Origin of the sequence: Arenimonas sp. SCN 70-307, assembly GCF_001724815.1 — a bacterium.
Classification (GTDB): Bacteria; Pseudomonadota; Gammaproteobacteria; order Xanthomonadales; family Xanthomonadaceae; genus Arenimonas.
Map to the genome: position 1 here is coordinate 85,531 of NZ_MEDO01000006.1, position 19,897 is coordinate 105,427.

A 19,897-nucleotide genomic window follows, 5' to 3' on the forward strand; every position below is an offset into this window, starting at 1 on the left:
CGGCCGATGAGGGTTGAATTCGAACAGCTGGCTGCCGAGGTCGCCGCCCTGCGGGAGCGCCTGGAGACGGCGCACACGGGGCTCGAAGCGGCCGGGCGGGAACTGGGGGCCTTGCGTCGGGAAGCGGCCGAGGCACACGCCCTGGCGGCTCGTGCCAGGGAGCTGCAGCAGCGCCTGGACGACAAGGTCTTCGAGCTCGAGATGCTCCAGCGCGAGGCCGCGCGCCTGCGCCAGGACTCCGGGATGCTGGCCACCGTGCTCGCCTCGCGATCGTGGCGCCTGACCCGGCCGCTGCGGGCCTTGGGGCGTCTGCTGCGGGGCGAATGGAAGGGCGAGGACAGCGCCCGGCTCCGGCGCGCGCTGGGACGGGCCCGGCCCGCCGCCGCCATCCCTGCGCCGGCATCCGCCGGCCGCGATGCGAGCGACGCGGGCGTGGCCGCGCCACCGGTCGGGCCACCCCTGGCGGCTGCGCTGCCCGGCGTGGCCGACGTATTCGTCTGGTCGGTGATCGACTGGCACTTCCGCATCCAGCGCCCGCAGCACCTGGCCCGCGCGCTGGCCGGCCGCGGCCACCGGGTGTTCTACGTCTCGAACAACTTCATCGACAGCGCCGAGCCAGGCTTCCGGGTCGAACCGCTGGACGACGAGGGCCGGCTGTTCCAGGTGCAGTTGCACCTGGCCGGCGCGCCGGCGATCTACCACGCCTTGCCCGACGGGGAGCAGCTTCGCGCGCTGCACGCCAGCCTGGCGCGTCTGCTCGCCTGGACCGCGACGCGCGCCAGCCTCTCGCTGGTGCAGCACCCGTACTGGAGCAGCCTGCTGCGTAGCGTGCCCAACGCGCGCGTGGTGTACGACTGCATGGACCACCACGCCGGCTTCGACAACAACGCGCCGCAGGTACTGCGCGCCGAGCGGGCCCTGCTGGCCGACGCCGAGCTGGTGGTGGTCACCTCGGCCTGGCTGCGCGACGAAGTGGCGCCCGCGGCACGGTCGGTGGCGCTGGTGCGCAACGCCGGCGAGTTCGACGCCTTCCGCGAACCGCCGGCGCAGGTGTTCCGCGACGAACGCGGCCGGCGCGTGATCGGCTACTACGGCGCCATTGCCGAATGGTTCGACGTGGGGCTGGTGCGCGCGGTGGCGCAGGCCGAGCCCGATGCCCTGGTGCTGCTGGTGGGCAACGACACCGTCGACGCCGCCGGCCAGCTGGCCGACCTGCCCAACGTGCGCTGCACCGGCGAGGTGCCCTACGCCGGGCTGCCCTACTGGCTGCACGGCTTCGACGTGGCGCTGCTGCCGTTCAAGGTGCTGCCGCTGACCCAGGCCACCAATCCGGTCAAGGTCTACGAGTACCTGGCCGCCGGCAAGCCGGTGGTGGCGGTCGATTTGCCGGAGATGGCGCAGTTCGGCGGACTGGTGCGCACCGCGTCCGACGCCGCCGGCTTCGTGCGGGAGGTGTCGGCGGCGCTGGCCGGGCAGGGCGGCGGCGCCGACGCCGTGGCCCGGCGCCAGGCCTTCGCCGCCGGCCAGACCTGGGCGCATCGCGCCGTCGAACTCGACCAGGCGATCGCGGCGATCGTCGAGCCGGTGGTGAGCGTGGTGGTGCTTGCCTACAACAACCTCCCGCTCACCCAGGCCTGCCTGTCGAGCATCGAGGCGCACAGCGACTATCCCGCGCTCGAGGTGATCGTGGTCGACAACGCCTCGACCGACGGCTCGCCGGAGTGGTTGCGCAGCTGGGCGGCCGAGCCTTCCGCCGCGGGACACCGCCGGCGCCTGGTCCTCAACGAGGCCAACCTCGGCTTCGCCGCCGGCAACAACGTCGGGCTGGCCGCGGCCACCGGCGAGGTGCTGGTGATGCTCAACAACGACACCTGCGTCACCCCGGGCTGGGTGCGCACGCTCTGCGCGCACCTGCGCCGCGATCCGGCCCTGGGCCTGGTGGGGCCGGTGACCAACAACATCGGCAACGAGGCGCGCATCCAGATCGCCTACCGCGACATGGACGAGATGGTCGAGCGCGCCGGCGAATACACCCGGGCGCATCCCGGGCAGTCCTTCCGGATCCGCACCGCGGCCTTCTTCTGCGTGGCCATGCGGCGCTCGACCTACGAGCAGGTCGGCGGGCTGGACGAGGCCTTCGGCGTCGGCTTCTTCGAGGACGACGACTACTGCCGTCGCGCCGAGGCCGCGGGCCTGGGCGTGGCCTGCGCCGAGGACGTGTTCGTGCACCATTACCTGTCGGCGAGCTTCGACGCGATGGCGGCCGAGCGCAAGCGCGAGCTGTTCGAGCGCAACAAGGCGATCTTCGAAGCCAAGTGGGGCCCGTGGGAGCCGCACGTCTACCGGGGAGGCTCAACGCGATGAACCTGGAGCAGGAAGTCGCCCGCCTGAAGGCCGAGATCGAGGCTTGCCGCGCCAGGGAGCAGGCCGTGCCGGCCGTGCTGGCCGAAGTCGACTACGCGCGGCGGCGCATCGCCTGGCTTGAGCGCGAGCGGGATGCGCTGTCGGAGCAGCTGCACACGGGCGCCGAGCAGATCCGCCGGCTGGCGGCTTTCGCCCGCGGCGGCGGCCCGGCCCCGGCCTGGCCCGCGCAGGCGCCCGCGCCGGAGGCGGTGCAGGCGCTGGACTGGCAGGGATTCCAGTCGCGCGCCTTCGCGCCGGACAAGCAAACCGGCGGCATCTGGATTCAGGAAGCCTCGATCGACTGGAGCCATGCGCTCTGGCAGCGACCGCAGCACATGGCGCTGGCCATGGCGCGGCGCGGCTGGCTGGTGGTCTACCGCACCCGCAACGCCAGCCACGACCGCGTGTCGGGCTGGCGCGAAATCCGGCCGAACCTGTGGCTGACCGACGACCCGGCCACCGATGCCATCGAGGGCGCGGTGCGCTCGGTGTACAACACCTCCTTCGGCGAGCCCCTGCACACGCTGTCGCTCAGGCCGCGCGGCACCCGCTTCGTCTTCGAGGTGGTCGACCACCTCGACGAGCGCATCCTCGGCAGCGCCGAGCGCGTGCGGCTGCAGCAGGCCCTGCAGGATTGGGCCCTGCTGGGCGGCGCCGACCTGGTGGTGGCCACCGCGCGCGTGCTGCTGGCCCAGGCCAGCGCCGTCGCCGGCAGCGAACGCTGCGCGCTGGTGCCCAATGGCGTCGACCTGGACCATTACCTGGACCCGGCCGCGCTCTCGGCCCCCGTCGAGCCGCGGCTGGCTGCGTTCCGCGCCCGCCATTCGCGCCTGGTCGGCTATTTCGGCGCACTGGCGCCGTGGCTCGATTACGCGGCGATCACCCGCCTCGTCGAGTCCCGTCCCGACCTGGGCTTCGTCTTCATCGGTCCCGACTACCAGGGCGCCGCTTCGCGCCTGCCGGTGGCCGGGAACGTGCTCGCCACCGGCCCGCTGGACTACGACGTGCTGCCGGCGCAGGCGCGGCTGTTCGATGCCTGCCTGATCCCCTTCGAGCCGGGCGAAGTGGCGCGAACCACCTCGCCGCTCAAGCTCTTCGAGTACTTCGCCCTGGGCAAGCCGGTGGTCGTGGCGGACGACATGGCCGAGTGCCTCGCCTTCCCCGAGGTCTTCCATGGCGAAGGCGCCGAGGGGCTCTCGCGCGCCATCGATGCCGCCCTGGAGGCCGCGCAGTCGCCGGGTTTCGCCGACCGGATGCGGGCCCTGGCCGCGGCCAACAGCTGGGACGCGCGCGCCGCGGCCCTGGAGCAGGCTTTGACGAGGCGTGCCGCCGGCCTGGCGGCGCAGGAGGCCCAATGAGCGAGACCCCCGCCGGGAACGTGCGTTTCCAGTGCAACATCTGCGGCCGGCATTGCCATGCCCCGCGCGAGTCGCTTGGCCGCGAGACGGCCAGCTGCGATGGCTGCGGCTCGACGCTGCGCATGCGCTCGATCATGGCCCTGCTCTCGCGCGAGCTGTTCGGCGCGGTGCTGCCCATCGACGAATTCCCGCGCCGGCCGCGACTGCGCGGCATCGGCCTGAGCGACTGGGACGGCTACGCCACCCGCCTGGCCAGGGTGTCCGACTACACCAACACCTACTACCACCAGGCCCCGCGCCTGGACATCACCGAGGTCGGCGACGACCTGGCCGGCAGCTGCGACTTCCTGATTTCCACCGACGTGTTCGAGCACGTGGCGCCACCGGTTTCGCGCGCCTTCGCCGGCGCGCGGCGCCTGCTCAAGCCCGGTGGCCTGCTGGTGCTGACGGTGCCCTACGCGCTCGAGTTCTCGCACACGCTCGAGCATTTCCCGGAGCTGCACCACTGGGAGCTCGAGCCGGGCGGACCGGGCGGCTGGCGCCTTCGCAACACCCGTCGCGACGGCCGCCAGGAAGTGTTCGAGGACCTGGTTTTCCACGGCGGCCCCGGCACCACGCTGGAGATGCGCCTGTTCTCGCGCGACTCGCTGCTGGCCGAGTTGCGCGACGCCGGGTTCCGCGACGTGCGTATCGCCGGGGAAGACATCCCGGAGGCCGGTGTCTACTGGCCCTGTACGTGGTCGCTGCCGGTGCTGGCCCGGGCCTGAGCCACCGGGGCCGGCCAAAGGTACGATCCCGGCCCCGGGGCGGGAGTCGCTAGAATGGCGGCCTCCCGATCCCGAGGATTCCCATGACGCGTGCATCCAAGCTTTACCCGGACGCCCGGACCGCGCTTGACGGCCTGGTGGCCGACAACCAGACCCTCGCCGTCGGCGGCTTCGGCCTGTGCGGCATCCCCGAAGCCCTGATCGCCGCGCTGCGCGACTCGGGCGTCAAGGGCCTGACCGCCATTTCCAACAACGCCGGCGTGGATGGCTTCGGCCTGGGCCAGCTGCTGGCCACGCGCCAGATCCGCAAGATGATTTCGTCCTACGTGGGCGAGAACAAGGAGTTCGAGCGGCAGTTCCTGGCCGGCGAGCTCGAGCTCGAGTTCAACCCGCAGGGCACGCTGGCCGAGCGCCTGCGCGCCGGCGGCGCCGGCATCCCGGCCTTCTTCACCGCCACCGGCTACGGCACGGTGGTGGCCGAGGGCAAGGAGACCCGCGAGTTCAATGGCAAGCATTACGTGCTCGAGACCGCGCTGCGCGCCGACGTCTCGCTGGTGAAGGCCTGGAAGGCCGACAAGGCCGGCAACCTGGTGTTCCGCAAGACCGCGCGCAACTTCAACCCGGCCTGCGCGATGGCCGGCAAGGTCTGCGTGGCCGAGGTCCCCGACCACGTGCACCTGCCGGGCATCTACGTGCACCGCATCGTGCACAACCCGACCCCCGAGAAGCGCATCGAGCAGCGCACCGTGCGAGGAGCGAAGTAATGGCCTGGACCCGCGACGAAATGGCGCAGCGCGCCGCCCGCGAACTCACCGACGGCGCCTACGTGAACCTTGGCATCGGCCTGCCGACGCTGGTGGCCAACCACATCCCGGACGGCATGGACGTGTGGCTGCAGTCGGAAAACGGCCTGCTGGGCATCGGCCCGTTCCCGACCGAAGAGGAAGTGGACGCCGACCTGATCAACGCCGGCAAGCAGACCGTCACCGCCCGCGCCGGCGCCAGCTACTTCGGCAGCCACGACAGCTTCGCGATGATCCGCGGTGGCCACATCGACCTGGCCATCCTGGGCGCGATGGAAGTTACCGACCAGGGCGACCTGGCCAACTGGATGGTGCCCGGCAAGATGGTCAAGGGCATGGGCGGCGCCATGGACCTGGTGGCCGGCGTGCGCCGCGTGGTGGTGCTGATGGAGCACTGCACCAAGAACGGCGAGCCCAAGATCCTGCCCAAGTGCACGCTGCCACTGACCGGCGTGGGCGTGGTCAACCGCATCATCACCGACCTGGCCGTGATGGACGTGACTGCCTCGGGCCTGGTGCTGGTGGAAACCGCACCCGGCATCAGCGCCGACGAGGTGCGTGCGAAGACGGGCGTGCCGCTGCGCGACGCGGCCTGAGGCCGCCGGGGCGCCAGGCCCTCAGGGCCAGGCGCCGGCCGTCGCCGTCGGCAGCAGCCGGGTCGCTTCCCGGCTGCAGCCCCGGCGCAGGCAGGGCCCGTTCCACGCGCGGCCCTGCAGCGCCGATTCCGCGAGCGTGTCGCGGCGCAGGTCGGCCTGGCCGTCGATGATGCGCAGTTGCATCGTGCTGGCCTCGTCCACCGGCCGCAGCTGCAGCGACAACTCCCCGGTATTGGGTGCGCTGGCCAGGCTGGTCCGGGCCCGCGCCTGGCCGTCGGCACCGCAGGCCTCCCAGGCCCAGTGCTGGTCAGGCCCCTGGTTGCCGGGCCGGTCCAGCCGCCAGGCCACCAGCAGGTTCTCGCCGGGCCGGTCGCAGGCGACCGTGACCGACGCCGTCCCCACCAGGGCGTGCGCCGGATCCAGGGCAAGCGTGGCCGTCGCCTCGCGCGGACCCGTTTGCACGGTCTGCATCGGCCGCCACGCCGGCGCGAGCCGGTAGAGCGTCGCCGGCCCGGCGTGCGCGATCGGCGTGGCCCCGCGTTCGCGCAGCGCGGCGGCGAACTCCGGATTGGCGTCGAGGCCGCGCGCCACCACGTGGCTGGCGCCGCTGGCCTCGAGCACCGGCAGGCCCGCCTGGCCGCCGGCATGCAGGGCGAACAGCCGCGGGTTGTGCCAGGACACCGGCTGCGCCCGTCCCGGCAGTTCGGCCTGCACGTCGAGGCTGCCGTGCGCGAACAGCAGGCGGTCGGAGGGCGCGGCGGTCGCGCGGAAATGGCGCGCCAGCAGGCGTTCGGGCGCGAACGCCGCCACCACGCCGGCCGGGCCGTCCAGGGCCAGCGTGCGCAGCGCACCCCCCATCACGTTCCATGACGCGGTCGGCACCAGCGCCAGCTGCAGCGCCACCAGCGCACCGAGCGCCACCGGCTGCCAGGCCGCCCGCTCGCGCCACACGCCGGCGAGCAGCAGGGGCACCAGCAGCGTCATCGCCGGGTGCGCGTAGCGCATGTACTGCACCTGCCAGACCATCAGCGCCACGCAGGCCAGCGCGAACAGCGCGAAGGCGCGCGTGCGCGGGTTCAACAGCGCCGCGAACACGCCGCCGGCCAATGCCAGCGCCACCACGCCGCCGGCGCCGGCGGCCGCCGCCTCGTGGTAGGCCTGCGACTGGAAGATCCAGTCCCAGGGCAGGCTCCAGCGCAGGCCGTGTTGCCAGGTCATGTCGACGAAGTCCTGGGGCGGGAACCAGGGCGAGGCGAACGTGCCGTTGAACAGCGGCAGCACCGGGTTGCCGGCCAGCCAGGCCGCATAGGCATAGCTCGAGCCGCCGGCCAGCACGGCCAGGCCGGTGGCGCCGGGCAGGGCGGTCCACGGCAGCCGGCCGCGCCACTGCAGCAGCCACCAGGCCAGGCAGGGGGCGAGGAAGACCAGGTTGCTGACCTTGGTGCCGAGCATCGTGCCGGCCAGCACCGCGATCAGGATCGTCGGCGCCCGGCCCGGGGCGGTGCGCGCGAGCAGCAGCAGGGCGATGGCCGCGAGCATCGCCGGCGTGGCCGACTCGACCTGCAGGGTGCCCGCAAGCACGCCCGACAGCGGCAGGCTGGCATAGGCCGCGGCGGCCAGCCAGGCGGCGCGCGCGGGCAGGCCCAGGCGCAGGCCGAGGGCCTGCACCAGCCAGGTCGCGGCCAGCAGCCAGAAGGTGTTGAGCGGCCCGACCACTTCCCGGTCGGCCATCACCATCACCAGCGCGTGCAGCACGTCCGCCGACCACGGCGCCAGCGCCCAGACCTGGCTGCCGACGTCGAAGCGGGCATGGCCCAGTTCGCGCAGCTCCCAGCCGAGGGCCACGTGGTAGGACAGGTCGTCGGACATCAGCACCGGCAGCCAGGCCGACGCGCCGGCCACCGCCACGGCCAGCATCGCCAGCAGGGCGGCCCCGGGCGCGGCGCGCAGGCTACCGGCGGCCTCGCTCCCGAATTCGCGCAACCCGGCGGCCAGCGCCTTCCGGCGCCAGGCCACCAGGGCCAGCAGTGCCAGCGACCAGCTCGCCGCCGAGTGCAGCGGCAGCGGCAGCAGCCAGCCGGCGCCGCCGGCCAGCAGGCCCAGGCCGGCGATCCAGCGCAGCAGCAGCGGCGTGCCTTCGACGCGGGGCAGCAGCGTGCCCAGCGCCAGGCCGCCGGCCAGCAGCAGGGCGGTGGCGGCCACCGCCACCGGGCCGGCGAAGACCACGGCCAGCAGCGGCAGCGCCAGCGTCGCCAGCGCCTGCGCCGCACTGGTCCGCAGCCGCCAGGCGGCCAGCAGCGAAGCGGCCAGCAGCGCGACGGCGAGCACGGTCGAATCAAGCAGGCGCGGCGCCAGCGCCGGCCAGTCGAAAGGCTGCAGCCACAGGCCCGCGGCCAGCAGCATCAAACCGGCGGCGAAGGCGGCATCACGCGCGAAGCTCATGTGGACAGATCCCGGGGAAACCGGCTGCAGTCTACCGGGCGCGCGCGCCGGGACGGCAGGCGCCGGGATCGCAGGAAATTTTCTGATGGCAATCGCCGCCCTCCGCTTCGCATTTCGGTTAGATTCCCAGCGGCCGGCAGGGGAGCCGGAATCCGCGGGAACACCATGCAAGGCAATGAATTCGCGGCGCCCGCCGCCGAGGCGCCGCAGGCGGCGCCGCCCGTCCTTCCGCCGCCGCTGCCCGCGATGCCGCCGCCGCACGAACCGCGGCGGCTGCCGCTGGAGTTCACCGGCCGCGCCGGCGAGTTCTTCGGCATCTGGATCGTCAACGTGGTGCTTTCGGTGCTCACGCTGGGCATCTATTCGGCCTGGGCGAAGGTGCGCACCGAGCGCTACTTCTACGGCAACACCCGCCTCGACGGCAGCAGCTTCGAATACCTGGCCAGCCCCATCGCCATCCTCAAGGGCCGGCTGGTGGCCTACGCGGTGGCCATCGTGCTCGGCCTGAGCGCGCACTTCCAGCTGCTGGTGGTCTACATCCCGCTGGTGATCGCGATCCTGCTGATGCTGCCCTGGATGCTCCAGCGCACGCTGCGCTTCCGCGCCCGCTACTCGGCCTGGCGCGGCCTGCGCTTCCGCTTCGTCAACGGCGTGGACGAGGCCTACCTCAACTTCCTGTTCCGGCCGATGCTGCAGATCCCGACCCTGTACATGCTGCTGCCCTGGGTGCGCCGGCACCAGCAGGAGTACGTGGTCACGGGCCATCGTTTCGGCGGGCTGCGCTTTGGCTTCGGCGGCGACCTGGGCGCTTATTACCTGCCGTTCGCCATCGTGCTGGGCCTGGGCTTCATCGGCTATTTCGTGATGGTGGGCGCGATGTTCGGCGGGGCGGTGCTGGTGGGCAGCCAAGGCGCGGACGGCGAGCCGTCGGGCTGGGCCCTGGCGGTGATGCTCGGGCCGATGCTGCTGGTCTACTTCGCGCTGCTGGCGCTGCCGGTCTTCCTGCGTACGCGCTACACCAACCTGATGTGGGGCAACACCCGCCTCGGGCCGCATCGTTTCGCCTGCACCCTGCGCGCCCGCGACGTGATCTGGATCTACGTCAGCAACGGCGTGGCCATCGTCTGCAGCCTGGGCCTGCTGGTGCCCTGGGCGATGGTGCGCATCGCGCGCTACCGCGCCGCGCACTTCCAGATGCTGGCCCTGGGCGACCTCGATGCCTTCGTGGCCGAGGCCGAACGCGCCGAGGGCGCCACCAGCGCCGAGCTGGTGGACGCGCTCGACCTGGACGTGGACATCGGGCTCTGAGCGCGCTGCGCGCCACCTGGTACGACGGTCGCAGCGCCCGCGCCCGCGAGGCCTGGCTGTCCCAGGCCGCGCCGGGCTGGCTGCGCCTGCAGGCCGGCGACGAGACACTGGACCTCGAGGCCAGGTCGCTGCGGCTGGGCTCGCGCCTGGGGCGGCTGCCGCGCCGGCTCGACCTGCCCGGCCACGGCCACCTGGAGATCGAGGACTCGCCGCTGCTCGGGCAGTGGCTGCCGCGCCGCGGCCGCGTCGAGGCCTTCGCCGACTGGCTCGAGCGGCGACGCCTGGCGGTGCTGGGTTCGGCGGCGACCCTGGTGCTGGGCGTGCTCGCCTTCTTCGAGCTGGGCCTGCCGTGGATGGCGCGTGAGCTGGCGCCGCTGGTGCCGCCGGCGATGGAGCGCACGGTCAGCGACCAGGCCCTGGCCCTGCTCGACGCCACCCACCTCAAGCCCAGCGGGCTGCCGGCGGAAAAGCGCGAGGCGCTGCAGCTGCGTTTCCACGAAATCACCCGCGGGCTGCCCCGCGCCGACGGCCTGCGCCTGGATTTCCGCCACGCGCCCGCCCTGGGCCCCAACGCCTTCGTGCTGCCCGACGGCCAGGTGGTGATGACCGACCAGCTGGTGGAGCTGGCCGCCGACGAGGACGAACTGCTGGCCGTGCTCGCGCACGAGGCCGGCCACCACGAGCACCGCCACGGCATGCGCCGCGCGCTGGAGAGCTCGGCGGTGGTGGTGGTGGCGGGTTTCCTGTTCGGCGACCTTTCGGGCACCGGCTCGCTGTCGGTGTCGATCCCGGTGCTGCTGCTCGAGTCGGGGTTTTCGCGCAAGCACGAGCGCGAGGCCGACGCCTTTGCGTTCGAGCTGCTCGAGCGCAACGGCATCTCGCCCGAGGCCTTCGCCCGGGTGATGGAGAAGCTCTCCGCCGGTCGCGGCGGCGAGGCCGGCGTGGTGGGCTACCTGTCCACGCATCCGCCCTCGCCCGAGCGCATCGAAGCGGCGCGCCGCGCCGCCAGCGACTGACTAGCCTGCGATCGCGGCCAGTCGCGCCGCCAGGCGGTCGCTGATCGCGTCCCAGTGGTAGTCCGCCACGGCTTCGAGGCCCAGGTCGAAGCGCGCGGCCAAACCCGCGCCGCGCTTGGCCGCCAGCAGCTCGCGCAAGGCGGCGGTGATGGCCGCGGCATCGGCGGGTACGGCCAGGCCGCGCCGGGCACTGGCCAGCAGGGCGGGCGCCGGGTCGGCCGGGTCGTGCACCACGTGCAGGATCGGACGCGCGGCGCCGAAGTATTCCTGCAGCTTGCCCGGCGACTGCGCGGTGCCGGTGTTGCCCACGCCCACCAGCACGTCCGCGCGGGCCTGCAGCGACAGCGTGGCCTCGTGGGAAAGTTCGCCGGCCAGCGTGATGGCTCCGGGATGCGCGCGCGCCGCGGCCTGCACCGCGGGCGGCATTTCCGGACCGGCCAGCACCAGGTTCACGCCGGGCGTGCCGGCCACGGCGGCCAGCAGCGCGGCCGGGTCGCGGAACGGATAGAAACGTCCGGTGTAGACCAGCGTCAGGCCGTCACCCGCCGGCAGCGGGGCACGCGGCGCGTCGCCGAAGCCCTGCGGCAGCACTTCGATCGTTTCGCGCGCGAGGCCGTGGCGCGTGGCCAGGAGGTCGGCGGTGGCGGGGTTGGTGACGGCCACCGCGGCGGCCTCGGCCAGCGCGCGCGCTTCGAGCCGCGCTGCGGCGCGGCGGAACCGCGGCGGCGTGTAGGGTGCCAGCACCGGGTCGGCCAGGTCGGCCAGCCAGGACACGCCGGCGGCGCGGAGTTGCCCGGCGAGCAGAAGGCAGGCCGCGGGCTCGTGCATCAACAGGGCCACGTCCGGGCGCGCATCGCGGCACAGCGCCGCCAGTTCGCGCCGCGCCGCCGGCACCCAGGCGACGCGGCCGTCCGGGAAACGCAGCTGGTCGACGGTGCGGCGGATCCTGGCCACGCAGCGTCCCTTCCAGTTCAGCGCCGCGGGCCCGGCGAAGCCATCGTCGCCGCCCGCGGAAAGGTGCGCGGCCGCGCGCCGCGCCGCGAGCCGGTCGAGCAGCGATTCAAGCGCGCCCGGCGAGGCACGGTGCAGGCGCACGTTGGCCGGCAGCGTCGGCCCGGCAAGGCCGGGCAGGCTGGTGCGCGTAAGCACCTGCACCTCGCGGGCACCCGCGGCGAGCCGGCGCACGAAGGCCAGCGCGCGGATCGACTGCGGGCTGCGCACCGGCGGGAAGTCGTGCGCCACCACGAGCACGCGTTTCCCGCGCAGGGCTTCGATGCCGGGGCGTGGGCGGTCCGTGGCCGCGTTCCTCAGGCGAAGGCGTCGGCCGGGTGGCCGGCGATGATGGCGGCGATGCGTGCCGCGGCGCGGCCATCCCCGTAGGGATTGTGGGCGCGGGCCATGGCCGCGTGCGCGGCCTCGTCGTCGAGCAGGCGCGCCGCTTCGGCGACGATGCGCGCGCGGTCGGTGCCCACCAGGCGCACCGTGCCGGCCTCGACCGCCTCGGGGCGCTCGGTGGTGTCGCGCATCACCAGCACCGGCTTGCCCAGCGAGGGCGCTTCCTCCTGGATGCCGCCCGAGTCGGTGAGCAGCAGGTGCGCGCGCGACATCAGGTACACGAAGGGCAGGTAGTCGAGCGGCTCGATCAGGTGCACGCCGGCGACGCCGCCGAGGATGCGTTTGACCGGCTCCTGCACGTTCGGGTTCAGGTGCACCGGATAGACCACCTGGGTGTCGCCACGGGCGGCGAGCTCGGCGATGGCGCGGCACATCTGCTCGAAGCCTTCGCCGAAGTTCTCGCGGCGGTGCCCGGTGACCAGCACCAGCTTGCGCGACGGGTCGAGGAAGGGAAAGCGCGCGGCCAGCGAGGCCGCGAGCGCCGGGTCGGCGTCGAAACGCGCCACCACCGACAGCAGTGCGTCGATGACGGTGTTGCCGGTGACGTGCACCTGCGCCGCCGGCAGGCCTTCGGCCAGCAGGTTGTCGCGCGAGCGCGCGGTGGGCGCGAAGTGCAGCGCGGACAGCGGCGCGGTGAGGCGGCGGTTGGCTTCTTCCGGCCACGGCGCCTGCAGGTCGCCGGTGCGCAGGCCGGCCTCGACGTGGCCGACCGGGATGCGGGCGTAGAACGCGGCCAGCGCGGTGGCGAGCGTGGTCGAGGTGTCGCCGTGCACGAGCACGAGGTCCGGGCGGCGCGCGGCCAGCACGCCCGACATGCCGGTGAGGATGCGGGCGAACAGGTCGGGCAGGGCCTGGCCCGGCGCCATCACGTCGAGGTCGTCGTCGGGCACCAGGCCGAACAGCTCGAGCACCTGGTCGAGCATCTGCCGGTGCTGGGCGGTGACGCAGACCAGCGTCTCGACGCCCGGGGTGGCCTTCAGCGCGGACACCACCGGGGCCATCTTGATGGCCTCCGGCCGCGTGCCGAAGACCACCATGACGCGGCGTTTCGTCAAAGCGACTTCTCCAGCTCGGGCACGAGCTGGAACAGGTCGCCCACCAGGCCGTAGTCGGCGATCTCGAAGATCGGCGCTTCCGGGTCCTTGTTGATGGCGACGATGGTGCCGGCGTCCTTGATGCCGGTCAGGTGCTGGATGGCGCCCGAGATGCCGATGGCCACGTACAGCTCCGGCGCGATGATCTTGCCGGTCTGGCCCACCTGCAGCTCGTTGGGCACGTAGCCGGCGTCGACCGCGGCGCGCGAGGCACCGACGGCCGCGCCCATCTTGTCGGCCAGCGAGTAGATGATGCCGAAGGCGTCGGCCGAGCCGAGCGCGCGGCCACCGGAGACCACCTTCGAGGCGCCCTGCAGGTCGGGGCGGTCGGACTTGCCCTGCTGCAGTTCGACGAAGCGGGTGTGCGAGGGCAGGGCGGCCTCCACCGACGCGGCTTCGATGGCGGCGCTGCCACCCTCGGCGGCCTGCGGCCAGGAGGCGGTGCGCACGGTGGCGACCACGGCCATCGAAGACGGCGCCTCGACGGTGATGATGGCGTTGCCGGCGTAGATCGGGCGCTTGAACACGTGCGGGCCCTCGACGGCCATCACGTCGGACACCTGGGCCACGCCCAGCAGGGCGGCGACGCAGGGCATCAGGTCCTTGCCGAAGGTGGTGGAGGGGCCGAACACGTGCGAATAGCCCGCGGCCAGCCTGGCCACCTGCGGCGCCAGCACCTGGGCCACCGGGTGGGCGTTGGCGGGGTTGGCGACGGTGATGACCTTGGCGACGCCGGAAATCTTCGCGGCCTCGGCGGCCACGGCATCGGGGGCGTCGGCCAGCACGGCCACGTGGATTTCGGCGCCGGCGATGGCCTGCGCGCAGCTGACGCAGCGGGCGGTCGAGGCGTTGAGCTTGCCGCCGAGGTGCTCGGCGATAACCAGGATCTTGCTCATCTTCATCGTCTCCTTAGGCCAGGCCCTTGGCCTTGAGGGCCGAGACGAGCTCGGCGACGTCCTTCACCATCACGCCCTTGCTGCGCTTGGCGGGCGGGGCGTAGTGGGTGGTCTTGAGGTGGTCGCCCGCCTCGACGCCGAGCTCGGCGAAGGCGATCGTCTCGAGCGGCTTGGACTTGGCCTTCATGATGTCGGGCAGCTTGATGAAGCGCGGCTCGTTCAGGCGCAGGTCGGTGGTGATGACCGCGGGCAGCTGCACTTCCAGCACCTCGAGGCCGGCGTCGACCTCGCGGGTGACGGTGGCCTTGCCGTCGGCGACCTCGACCTTGCCGGCGAAGGTGGCCTGCGGGCGGCCCCAGAGCGTGGCCAGCATCTGGCCGGTCTGGTTGGCGTCGTCGTCGATGGCCTGCTTGCCCAGCAGCACGATGTCCGGCTGCTCCTTCTCGACCAGCTTGAGCAGGGCGCGGGCGGCGGTGAGCGGCTGCACGGCGCTGTCGGTGACCACGTGGATGGCGCGGTTGGCGCCCATGGCCAGGCCGTTGCGCAGGTGCGCCTGGCAGTCGGCCGGGCCCATCGTGGCGACGATGACTTCGGTGGCGATGCCCTTGTCGCGCAGGCGCAGGGCTTCTTCCAGGGCGATGTCGTCGAAGGGGTTGGCGGAGAGCTTCACGCCCTCGGTCACCACGCCCGAGCCATCGGGCTTGACCTGGATGCGGACGTTGTAGTCCACCACCCGCTTGTAACCGACCAGAATCTTCATTTGGATGCGCTCCGAGCTGGTGGGCGCCCGTGGGGGGAGCGCCCGCAAGTAGAATCGGCAATTCTACCTTGGCAGGCCGTGCCGGGGGCGTGCAGGGAGCCAGGGAGCCGTATGGTGGCAAGACAGGACAGGCAGTCAGGCGGGGCGGCGGGGGCCGGCGGGGGCTACCGTCCCGACATCGACGGCCTTCGCGGCCTGGCCGTGCTGGCCGTGGTGCTCTACCACCTCGACCCGGCGCTGCTGCCCGGGGGCTACACCGGCGTCGACGTGTTCTTCGTGATCTCGGGCTACCTCATCACCCGGATCATCGCCGCTGAACAGGCGGCCGGCCGCTTCAGCTTCCGCGACTTCTACCTGCGCCGCGTGCGCCGCATCCTGCCGGTGCTGCTGGTGGTGGTCGCGGCCACCCTGCTCACCGGCGCGCTGGTGCTGCTGCCGGCCGAGCTCGAGGCCCTCGCGGGCACCGCGGCCTGGTCCCTGGCCGCGGCGGCGAACCTGTATTTCTGGCGCCAGCCCGATGGCGGCTACTTCGCCGACGCCAGCGCCGAGCAGCCGCTGCTGCACCTGTGGTCCCTGGGCGTGGAAGAGCAGTTCTACCTGCTCTGGCCGGCGCTGCTGGTGCTGCTGCTCGTGCGCGGGGGCCGCCGCCCGGCGACCTGGGTGACGCTGGCGCTGGTGGCGGCCTCGTTCGCCCACGCCGAGGCCATCAACGGCACCGATCCGCGTGCGGCCTTCTACCTGCTGCCCGCGCGTGCCGGCGAACTGCTGCTGGGCGCGCTGCTCGCCCTGCATGGCGACTGGCGCCCGGGCACCGCCCGTGCCCGCGTCCTCGCCGAGGTCCTGGCGCTGGCCGGCCTGGTCGCCCTGGCCTGGTCGCTGTGGCGGCTCGACCATTCGCATGCCTTCCCCGGGCTGTGGGCCCTGGTGCCGACGGGTGGCGCCGCGCTCGTGATCCTGGCCGGTGGCGCCGGTTCGCGGCTGCTGGCATGGCTCCTGGGCGCGCGCTGGCTGGTGGCGGTGGGCCTGCTGTCGTACTCGATCTACCTGTGGCACTGGCCCGTGCTGGCGTTCGCACGTTACTTCGCCGGCGGGCTTTCGCCTGCCCTCGCGGCGTCCTGCCTCGCCGTGATCGCGGCGCTCTCGCTGGCCAGTTACCGATACGTCGAGCAGCCGGCAAGGCGCTGGCGGCCCGCGCCGCGGCGGCAGCTGGCGTGGTTGTACGCGTTCCCGGCGGCCGCGATCGCGGTGGCGGCGCTTGCCCTGGTGCAGACGCAGGGCATGAAGCAGCGCATCGAATCCTCGCCGCGTTTCCAGGACGGCCTCGCCCGCATCGAGGCCGAGGCCCAGCCGGCGCTGGCCTTCGATTACAACTGCCAGCTCTCCGCCCACGACCCGGACCGGCTCGAGGATCCGCGCTGCCTGGTCGGCCCCGGCGCCGAAGCCGGCATCCTGCTGGCGGGAGACTCGAATGCGGCCCAGTTCGTCGGCCTGTTCGACGTGCTGTCGGCCCAGGCCGGCGTGCCGGTCCGCAACCTCAGCCACTCCGTCTGCCCGCCGCTCTTCCAGGGCGAGTACTCGTTCCCGCCGTACAAGGCCGGCTGCGATGCGTTCCGCCCCTTCCTGGCCGAGGTGCTGGCGAGCGGCCGCTTCCACACCGTGGTGCTGGGCGCTTCCTGGCGGCACTACGCGCAGGTGGCCAGCTTCCGTGCCGACCTCGAGGCCACGCTCGACGCGCTCGAGGCTGCCGGCCTGCGCGTTTTCCTCGTCGGCCAGATTCCCCACCATCCCGGGTTCAACCGCCACTGCGAACGACGCGGCCTGCGCCTGGGTTGGGTGGACTGCAGCCGCCGCCTGCAGCGGCCCGACGAGGGCGAGCCGGAATGGAACCGCTGGCTGGCCGAGGCCGCCTCGCGCCGGCCCGGGGTGCGCTACCTGTCCACGCATGGACTGCTCTGCGCGCAGGGCGCCTGCCGCCCGGTCGTGGCGGGCCGGCTGGCGTACTTCGATCCCGGACACCTGAGCATGGAAGGTTCGCGTGCACTGGGCCACGAGCTGCTGGCGCGGCCGGAGGCCAAGGCCTGGCTGGAGGTGTTCGAGCCCGTCCGCGAGGCCCGGTGACCGAGATATCCTTCCGGACATGAGCCTGCCCGACCTGAGCCACCTCGACCGCCTGGAAGCCGAGGCCATCCACATCCTGCGCGAGGTGGCGGCCGAATTCCGCAATCCCGTGATGCTCTATTCGGTGGGCAAGGACAGTTCGGTGCTGCTGCACCTGCTGCTCAAGGCCTTCCACCCGGCGCGGCCGCCGATCCCGCTGCTGCACGTGGACACGACCTGGAAGTTCCGGGAAATGATCGCGTTCCGCGACCGCCGCGCGGCCGAGACCGGCGTGACGCTGCACACCCACACCAATCCCGACGGCCTGGCCCAGGGCGTGAACCCGATCAGCCACGGCGCCACGGTGCACACCGACGTGATGAAGACCCAGGCGCTCAAGCAGGCCCTGGACCAGTGGGGTTTCGACGCGGCCATCGGCGGCGCCCGCCGCGACGAGGAGAAGTCGCGCGCCAAGGAGCGCGTCTTCTCCTTCCGCACCGCCCAGCACCGCTGGGACCCGAAGAACCAGCGGCCCGAGCTGTGGGACCTGTACAACGCCCGCATCCACAAGGGCGAGAGCGTGCGCGTGTTCCCGATCTCGAACTGGACCGAGCTCGATGTCTGGCTCTACATCTTCCGCGAGAAGATCCCGGTGCCCTCGCTCTACTTCGCCGCCGAGCGGCCGGTGGTCGAGCGCGACGGCGCGCTGATCATGGTCGACGACGAGCGCCTGCCGCTGCGCGAGGGCGAGCTGCCGGCGATGCGCCGGGTGCGCTTCCGCACCCTGGGCTGCTACCCGCTCACCGGCGCGATCGAATCCGGGGCCGACACGCTCGAGGCGATCATCGCCGAGATGCTGGTGGCCACCACCTCCGAGCGCCAGGGCCGCGTCATCGACCACGACCCCTCGGCCTCGATGGAAAAGAAGAAGCAGGAGGGCTACTTCTGATGGCCGGCATGGACCCCGCCGCCACCGTCGCGGCCTACCTGCACCAGCACGAAACCAAGGGCCTGCTGCGCTTCATCACCTGCGGCAGCGTCGACGACGGCAAGAGCACGCTGATCGGCCGGCTGCTGCACGACACCAAGCGCCTGTTCGACGACCAACTGGCGGCCCTGGAACGAGACAGCCGCCGCCATGGGACCCAAGGCCAGGACATTGATTTTGCGCTCCTGGTCGACGGCCTCGCCGCCGAGCGCGAACAGGGCATCACCATCGACGTGGCCTACCGCTTCTTCGACACCGAGCGGCGCAAGTTCATCGTCGCCGACTGCCCGGGCCACGAGCAGTACACCCGCAACATGGCCACCGGCGCCTCCACGGCCGACCTGGCCGTGGTGCTGGTGGACGCGCGCAAGGGCCTGCTGACCCAGACGCGCCGGCACAGCTACATCGTCTCGCTGCTGGGCATCCGCCACGTGGTGCTGGCGGTGAACAAGATGGACCTGGTGGGCCATGACCAGTCCGTGTTCGACGACATCGTCGCCGGCTACCGCGAACTCGCCGCGCAGCTGGGCATCGGGCACGTGCAGGCGATTCCGCTGTCGGCGCTGCGCGGCGACAACGTGACCGCCAACTCGCCGGCGATGCCCTGGTACACCGGGCCCTCGCTGCTCGGGCACCTCGAAACCGTGGACGTGCGCCGCGACGCCGCCGACCCGGGCTTCCGCCTGCCGGTGCAGTGGGTGTGCCGCCCCGACCAGGATTTCCGCGGTTTCGCGGGCACCGTGGCCGCCGGCGACGTGGAGCCGGGCGACGCGGTCGTGGTACTGCCCTCGGGCCGCCGCACGCAGGTGGCGCGCATCGTCACCCCGGCCGGCGACCTGCCGCGCGCGGGCCGCGGCCAGCCGGTGGTGCTCACGCTGGCCGACGAAGTGGACGTGAGCCGCGGCGACGTCATCGCCGCCGCCGCCGCGCCGCCGCAGGTGGCCGACCAGTTCGCGGCCCACCTGCTGTGGATGGGCGAGCAGCCGCTGCTGCCGGGCCGTCCGTACTGGCTCAAGATCGGCGCGCGCACGGTCGGCGCGCAGGTCACCGAGATCAAGCACAAGGTGGACGTGAACACGCAGGCCGAGCTGGCGGCCAAGCACCTCGACCTCAACGAGGTGGCGGTGTGCAACCTCGGCCTCGACCAGCCGATCGCCTTCGAGCCCTACGAAACCAGCCGCGCGCTGGGCGGCTTCATCCTCATCGACCGGCAGACGAACGCCACGGTCGGCGCCGGCACGCTCGACTTCGCGCTGCGCCGCGCCGCCAACATCCACTGGCAGCCGCTGGACGTGGACAAGGCCGCGCGCGCCCGCAGCCTGGGCCAGGTGCCGCGCTGCCTGTGGTTCACGGGCCTGTCGGGCGCGGGCAAGTCGACGGTGGCCAACCTGCTCGACAAGCGGCTGCATGCGATGGGCCGGCACACCTACATCCTCGACGGCGACAACGTGCGCCATGGCCTGAACAAGGACCTGGGCTTCACGGCCGAGGACCGCGTGGAGAACATCCGCCGCGTGGCCGAGGTGGCGAAGCTGATGGTGGATGCGGGCCTGATCGTGCTGGTCAGCTTCATCTCGCCCTTCCGCGCCGAACGCCGGCTGGCGCGCGACCTGTTCGCCGACGGCGAGTTCGTCGAGGTCTTCGTCGACACGCCGCTGGCGGTGGCCGAGCAGCGCGACGTCAAGGGCCTCTACGCCAAGGCGCGCGCGGGCCAGATCAAGAACTTCACGGGCATCGACTCGCCCTACGAAGTGCCCGAGCACCCGGAAATCCACCTGCTCGCCGACCGCACCGACGCCGAGGCCATGGCCGACGCCATCATCGCCCACCTCAACGCCACCCCCACCGGCCTGTGATGCTTTCGCTTGCCTGAAACCTGTAGGAGCAACTGTCTTGCTCAGGCCGGGTGGACCCTCCAATCGGTCTGATCCCTAATCATGGCGTTCAGGCGGATTGCCAGTATGCGCATGCAAG

General features: G+C 72.5%; 15 protein-coding genes. 10 read left to right on the forward strand and 5 right to left on the reverse strand.

All coding sequences use genetic code 11. From position 1 onward, the window contains the following. Positions 1 to 6 precede the first annotated feature (6 nt). The 5 genes from ABS41_RS03855 to ABS41_RS03875 all read left to right on the forward strand — a co-directional run bounded on the left by ABS41_RS03855 (position 7) and on the right by ABS41_RS03875 (position 5,927). Complete coding sequence (locus ABS41_RS03855; RefSeq protein ID WP_290590856.1) at positions 7 to 2,364, forward strand: glycosyltransferase; 2,358 nt, start codon at positions 7 to 9, stop codon at positions 2,362 to 2,364. After that, complete coding sequence (locus ABS41_RS03860; protein ID WP_290590859.1) at positions 2,361 to 3,761, forward strand: hypothetical protein; 1,401 nt, start codon at positions 2,361 to 2,363, stop codon at positions 3,759 to 3,761. Before ABS41_RS03855 ends, ABS41_RS03860 begins: the two co-directional genes overlap by 4 nt. Next, entirely contained in the window at positions 3,758 to 4,528 is a 771-nt protein-coding gene (locus tag ABS41_RS03865) for a methyltransferase domain-containing protein (protein WP_290590862.1), read from the forward strand. The genes ABS41_RS03860 and ABS41_RS03865 overlap by 4 nt, the downstream gene beginning before the upstream one ends. 83 nt (positions 4,529 to 4,611) lie before the next feature. After that, the gene (locus ABS41_RS03870) at positions 4,612 to 5,292 is read left to right on the forward strand and encodes a CoA transferase subunit A (protein WP_290590865.1); all 681 of its coding nucleotides are present in this window, start codon (positions 4,612 to 4,614) and stop codon (positions 5,290 to 5,292) included. After that, positions 5,292 to 5,927, forward strand: coding sequence for a CoA transferase subunit B (locus ABS41_RS03875; protein ID WP_290590868.1), 636 nt, complete (start codon positions 5,292 to 5,294; stop codon positions 5,925 to 5,927). Before ABS41_RS03870 ends, ABS41_RS03875 begins: the two co-directional genes overlap by 1 nt. A 21-nt stretch (positions 5,928 to 5,948) precedes the next feature. Here the strand turns inward: ABS41_RS03875 and ABS41_RS03880 are convergent, their stop codons facing one another. Beyond that, positions 5,949 to 8,369 (reverse strand): hypothetical protein, encoded by a 2,421-nt coding sequence (locus tag ABS41_RS03880; RefSeq protein ID WP_290590871.1) that lies wholly within the window; start codon positions 8,367 to 8,369, stop codon positions 5,949 to 5,951. A gap of 165 nt (positions 8,370 to 8,534) precedes the next feature. Between ABS41_RS03880 and ABS41_RS03885 the strand changes: the two genes are divergently transcribed. After that, positions 8,535 to 9,677, forward strand: a complete 1,143-nt coding sequence (locus tag ABS41_RS03885) for a YjgN family protein (RefSeq protein WP_290590874.1) — start codon at positions 8,535 to 8,537, stop codon at positions 9,675 to 9,677. Between the two features lie 287 nt (positions 9,678 to 9,964). Further along, the gene (locus tag ABS41_RS03890) at positions 9,965 to 10,693 is read left to right on the forward strand and encodes a M48 family metallopeptidase (protein ID WP_290590878.1); all 729 of its coding nucleotides are present in this window, start codon (positions 9,965 to 9,967) and stop codon (positions 10,691 to 10,693) included. On the opposite strand, the gene ABS41_RS03895 is transcribed toward ABS41_RS03890, so the two are convergent. The 4 genes from ABS41_RS03895 to ABS41_RS03910 form a co-directional block, all read right to left on the reverse strand. Further along, positions 10,694 to 11,935: a glycosyltransferase gene (locus ABS41_RS03895; RefSeq protein WP_290590881.1), complete on the reverse strand. Its 1,242-nt coding sequence runs from the start codon at positions 11,933 to 11,935 to the stop codon at positions 10,694 to 10,696. A gap of 65 nt (positions 11,936 to 12,000) precedes the next feature. Then, complete coding sequence (gene wecB / locus ABS41_RS03900) at positions 12,001 to 13,125, reverse strand: UDP-N-acetylglucosamine 2-epimerase (non-hydrolyzing) (RefSeq protein WP_290590896.1); 1,125 nt, start codon at positions 13,123 to 13,125, stop codon at positions 12,001 to 12,003. Between the two features lie 14 nt (positions 13,126 to 13,139). Next, positions 13,140 to 14,078: an FAD-binding protein gene (locus ABS41_RS03905; RefSeq protein WP_290590884.1), complete on the reverse strand. Its 939-nt coding sequence runs from the start codon at positions 14,076 to 14,078 to the stop codon at positions 13,140 to 13,142. Between the two features lie 13 nt (positions 14,079 to 14,091). After that, positions 14,092 to 14,838: an electron transfer flavoprotein subunit beta/FixA family protein gene (locus ABS41_RS03910; protein ID WP_290590886.1), complete on the reverse strand. Its 747-nt coding sequence runs from the start codon at positions 14,836 to 14,838 to the stop codon at positions 14,092 to 14,094. Between the two features lie 111 nt (positions 14,839 to 14,949). Between ABS41_RS03910 and ABS41_RS03915 the strand changes: the two genes are divergently transcribed. The 3 genes from ABS41_RS03915 to cysN are packed head-to-tail and all read left to right on the forward strand — an operon-like array spanning position 14,950 to position 19,779. Beyond that, positions 14,950 to 16,956 (forward strand): acyltransferase family protein, encoded by a 2,007-nt coding sequence (locus tag ABS41_RS03915; RefSeq protein WP_290590888.1) that lies wholly within the window; start codon positions 14,950 to 14,952, stop codon positions 16,954 to 16,956. 19 nt (positions 16,957 to 16,975) lie between these two features. Continuing rightward, entirely contained in the window at positions 16,976 to 17,884 is a 909-nt protein-coding gene (cysD, locus tag ABS41_RS03920; protein WP_290590890.1) for a sulfate adenylyltransferase subunit CysD, read from the forward strand. Then, positions 17,884 to 19,779: a sulfate adenylyltransferase subunit CysN gene (gene cysN / locus ABS41_RS03925; RefSeq protein WP_290590892.1), complete on the forward strand. Its 1,896-nt coding sequence runs from the start codon at positions 17,884 to 17,886 to the stop codon at positions 19,777 to 19,779. Before cysD ends, cysN begins: the two co-directional genes overlap by 1 nt. Positions 19,780 to 19,897 lie beyond the last annotated feature (118 nt).